We start from the raw sequence: 4,392 nt of genomic DNA on the forward strand, positions 1-4,392 counted from the left end.
CGATCTGCTCGCGACTGGCAAGGCTGCGGAACCAGCGATAGGCGTAATTGCCCAGCGGATCGGCGTGCATGATCAGGCTGCGTGGCACATCGCCGCGCCAGTTGGCGACCATCGATGCGCTGCCCCACGGGGTCGATGCTTCGACCAGATCGGGACGCAGCGCGTCCAGCCGGGCGTGCAGAGCCGCTTCGTCGTGAAAATAATGATAGCGCCCGTCGAGCGGGAAGCGGCGACCCGGCACATATTCGATACGCCCATGATCGCCGAAATATTCGACTTGCGCCTGCGCCGCCGGCGCGAGAATGATGACTTCATGCCCGCGCGCCGGCCCCGCCAGCATCTTGTGCCGGACATAGGTTTTCACGCCCCCGCCCTGCGGCGCGTAAAAGGCGCATATATCGACGATCCGCATAGTCTAAAGCGCCTTGACCGGGCCGAAGGACAACAGCCCCCGGCGATAATTCATGATGATCCGCTCGCGCGTCGGGCCCGTACCGACGACCAGCGTGGCCGACGCAGCCTTGGGTTTGCCCATGCCCAGTTTGGGATTGCCGCCAAAGCCGACGCCATCGACCGACAGCCCGAATTTCCGATTGCCATCGCGATCATGCAGCACGCTGACCGCATAGCGGCCCGGACCCGGCACACGGACGCATATTTGCGCAGTATAGCCGTTCTGCGTGGAGCCTTGTCCGACTGGTACTTCGACCCGGCGGAAAATCTTGCCCTGAGAAATCAGGATATTGTCGTCCTGAAGAAAGTCCTGATCGTTGGCGGGATAGACCTCCGCCTTCAGGCGGCCTTCGCGATCCTTCAACCCCACTATGTCGAGCAGCAAGGAGGGGCCATTTTCGCCTGGGCGACAGCGCGCTTCCGCCTTACCCAGATCAGGGGTTGATGGTATGGTCGGCGTCGCTGCGGCGGCGATGACGCTGATCACCCAAAGCGCCAGGAGTTTCATGCCTGCCTCCGCTGTTTCACAAGCCCGCTCAGGCCCAGGATCAGCCCGACCAGCAGATGCGCGGCGAGCAGCAGGCTGGCGATTACCGCCAAAACCTGCGCAATTTCCAGTTCACGCCCGACGAGGAATACGGCCACGCCTGCGAACAGCACATCCTTGTTCGGCACCATCGGCAGACGGGACAGGACCAGCCGTAGCGTCGAAAGCATGAACCACCAGCTCAACGCGACATCGGGCAGCAGCAGGTGCCACAATGTCGCATAGAGCAGCACATTGGCGATGATCCGCGCCAGATGCACCGCCGCCGCCATCCGTCGTTCCGGCCAGGGCAGGCTGAACACTTTGCGACTGAACAGGATGGGGCCAAAGGACGTCACCACAAGGATGGTGAGCGATATCCCCAGCGCCCGCCCGTCCATGGCCAGTCGCAGCGATGACAACAGGGGCAGCGTGAAGAGCAGCATTGCCAGCGTGACGACATTGCCCATCACACCCGACAGGATCGCTGAATCCTTCACCGCGCCAAAGGGGGATCCCGCCATCGTCACATGACGCCGCGCCCAGGCGTAGAAATAGACGTCGCCGACATAGCCGAGCAGCAGTTCGTTGCTGATCCGCTTGCGGAACAGGGCCGACAGGCCGCCGGTCGGAATTGACCATAATCGGTTGAAGATGACCCAGTCGCATAGCGGCGTCAGACTGTATGTCACGGCGAACACCAGCCAGAAGAGCGGCGTTCGCGGCAGCATCGCGATGAGTTTGTGAAAATCGAACGAGCCGATCTGAACGAACACGACCGCCAATATCGCAAAGGAGATGACCGGCCCGAACCATGCCGTCCAGTTGCGGCCCGACCGCACCAGTGGGGTCGGGTCCAGCATCGCGCGCGTACCCTGCGCGTTGATCAGCGGGGCAAGGGTATCGGCATGGCTCATGATAGCTGCGCCTCCAGAGGGGATTGCGAACGGGGCCTGGCAAGGGTGGCGCGTTGCTGGTGCGCGGGCGTTGCCAGCATGTGATGGAAGAGCGCGCGATAGGCGGGGACGGCGCGTTCGATCGTGAACGCCGCTGCCTTTTCGCGGGCGCGCGGGCGGTCCTGCCTATCCCGGTGTGCTGTGCGGATGGCATTGGCGAATGCGGCTTCATCGCCGTCATCGATCAGCGTGCCGAGCGCGCCATCGTCCAACAGGGGGGACATGCTCGCGCAGCAGCGGGTGGCGATGATCGGAAGGCCGCACGCCAGCGCCTCGACCAGGACGCCAGGCTGCCCTTCATAGCGGGACGAGAGCAGCAGCACATCATGGTGCGGCAACTGGCGACGAATATCTGCGCTGAACCCGGCGAAACGCACTTTCGCCGCGATGCCTAGGCGGTCGGCGAGGCGTTCCAGCTGAAGGCGCGCGCGGCCTTCCCCGAAGATAGTCAGCCTGTCGTCCGGCCCGCTGCCCGCTGCAAAGGCGCGCAGCATCAGCGGATAATTTTTCTGCCGTTCCAGCCGACCGACAGCCACGAAACGCCTGCCCTGTTGCGGGGGCAATGATGAAGGCGATGGGACAACAGCATCAAGATCCGCCAGCGCCAGCACCGGGTTGGGCACGACATGCACATGCGCGCGATCAACGCCCATCCGCGCCACCACTTCGCGCGCCATGGGATCGGACAAGGCGGCAAAATGGTCGATCGCCTTGCCCTGTATCCGCAACCAAAGGCGATAGAAGGGCCGCATGATCCCCGGCATGTCGGATCGCATCAGGTCGTTGCTGACCTTGGCAAGAAGGAGAGGGCAGCGCCGTCCAAGCCTCAATTTCAGCAGCACAGCCACGATCGCATAGACATTGCCCGCGCAAAACAGAATGTCGGGTGGGCGCGCATCAATGGCGCGCAATGTCGCGATCAAAAGGCGCAGGCTTGCCAGACGGCGACCGATCAGCGGCCAGGGAGGCAGATATTGGTTGGCAGCGCCGGGCAGCAGGTCATGCTGCATCGGCCCTGCCGGATTGCCGAGCATCAGGCGCACGTCCATCCCGGCCCGCCGCCAGCCCGTGATCAGCCGCAGCGCAATGCGTTCGACTCCGCCCGGTCCGGGGCCATGAAGAAAGACCAGGACATGCGGCGGCGAAACGGCTTCACAATCGCTATCGACGATAGCTTCATCGTTCGGCGATAGCGGCTGACGGAAGCACTGCATGACCCGCCCATGTCGGACATTCATAACAGGCTGATGCACTATTCGTGACGGAACGATGAAGTCTGGACGAATATGCTGTCATTGTTGCGCCGATCATGAACCCGTCACAAATATCGGGATATAGGTCGGTCATGCTTGCTCCTCTCCTCCTGCCAGTGTCGCTTGCCGTTCAGGGCATTGCCGCGCCGCCGGTCCCTGCGAACAGCGCACCGGTTACTTTACGCATAGCGGCCGAGGAGGCACGGCAGGGCGTCGCCTCCGATGGCGTCCACATCTATGCCATCGACAATGACCGGATCGGCAAATACCGGATCAGCGACGGCGTCCGTATCGCGCAGTGGAAGGGTGACCGGAAACTGTTTGCGCATATGAACAGCTGCACGGTGGTCGGCCGCGAACTGATATGCGCCGCCTCCAACTATCCCGCCGTGCCGCAGACCAGCGCCGTTGAAATCTTCGATACGAAAAGCCTGCACCATATCCGCAGTATCAGTCTGGGCATGGGGCCGGGATCGCTGACCGCGCTTGATCGGCATGATGGGACATGGTGGGCCATGTTCGCCAATTATGACGGAAAAGGCAGGGAAGCCGACCGCGACCATCGCTACACGACGCTGGTGCAGCTTGACGATAATTTCCGGCAATTGCGCGGCTGGCTGTTTCCAGCCGAGGTACTGGCGCGCTTTGCGCCTTTCAGCTGTTCGGGTATGAGCTGGAGCGCCGACGGGCAACTATATGTCACGGGACATGACAGGCCGGAGCTATATGTCATGCGCCTGCCAAGCGCCGGATCGACGCTGGAGCTGCTGGCCACCATCCCCATCGCGACAGAGGGCCAGGCCATCGACTGGGATCCCAAAACCCCTCATCGCCTCTGGTCGATCATGCGCGGTCAGTCGATCATCGCGGCCAGCGAAATCCGCTGGGATGGCGGCAAGCAGGAATAGGCGCCACCGGGCAGCTTCGTGATGTGATGATGTGCGCTGTCAATGCCACCGAACATCGCCTGGATATTGCGCGCGCACTGCGCCACCTTTGCGGGCGCTGATCTGGCTATATTTTGCCCCTTATCCCCCACGCCTGAAAGTATCCACACATCGTCTTTCCTCTCCAAAACACTAAGGCCTGTGGACAATTAGGGGATTCCCTTTTCCGCGCAGATCGGATTCAAGACTGGCGAAGGGAGCGCCATCTTGGATCGACACGGATTAAGCGACGAGCAGTGGGAGCGGGTCCGTCCGTT

Annotated in this window: 5 protein-coding genes; 1 reads left to right on the forward strand and 4 read right to left on the reverse strand. The window is 62.2% G+C overall.

The features are described from left to right. The 4 genes from KRZ98_RS18120 to KRZ98_RS18135 all read right to left on the reverse strand — a co-directional run. Window positions 1-412, reverse strand: a 412-nt coding sequence (locus KRZ98_RS18120) for a glycosyltransferase (RefSeq protein WP_217674836.1), incomplete at its 3' end; no start/stop codon positions are given. 3 nt (window positions 413-415) lie between these two features. Next, a complete protein-coding gene (locus KRZ98_RS18125; RefSeq protein ID WP_217674837.1) occupies window positions 416-961 on the reverse strand; it encodes a DUF2141 domain-containing protein in 546 nt (181 codons plus the stop codon). Further along, window positions 958-1,896: a hypothetical protein gene (locus KRZ98_RS18130; protein ID WP_217674838.1), complete on the reverse strand. Its 939-nt coding sequence runs from the start codon at window positions 1,894-1,896 to the stop codon at window positions 958-960. Before KRZ98_RS18130 ends, KRZ98_RS18125 begins: the two co-directional genes overlap by 4 nt. Further along, window positions 1,893-3,149 carry a glycosyltransferase gene (locus KRZ98_RS18135; RefSeq protein WP_254798681.1) on the reverse strand — a complete coding sequence of 419 codons (1,257 nt, stop codon included), beginning with the start codon at window positions 3,147-3,149 and terminating at the stop codon, window positions 1,893-1,895. The genes KRZ98_RS18130 and KRZ98_RS18135 overlap by 4 nt, the downstream gene beginning before the upstream one ends. 131 nt (window positions 3,150-3,280) lie before the next feature. On the opposite strand from KRZ98_RS18135, the gene KRZ98_RS18140 reads away from it, so the two are divergent. Beyond that, window positions 3,281-4,096, forward strand: coding sequence for a hypothetical protein (locus KRZ98_RS18140; RefSeq protein ID WP_217674840.1), 816 nt, complete (start codon window positions 3,281-3,283; stop codon window positions 4,094-4,096). The last annotated feature ends 296 nt before the right edge of the window (window positions 4,097-4,392 follow it).

This window comes from Sphingobium sp. AS12 (genome assembly GCF_019097845.1).
In the GTDB taxonomy this organism is placed as follows: Bacteria; Pseudomonadota; Alphaproteobacteria; order Sphingomonadales; family Sphingomonadaceae; genus Sphingobium.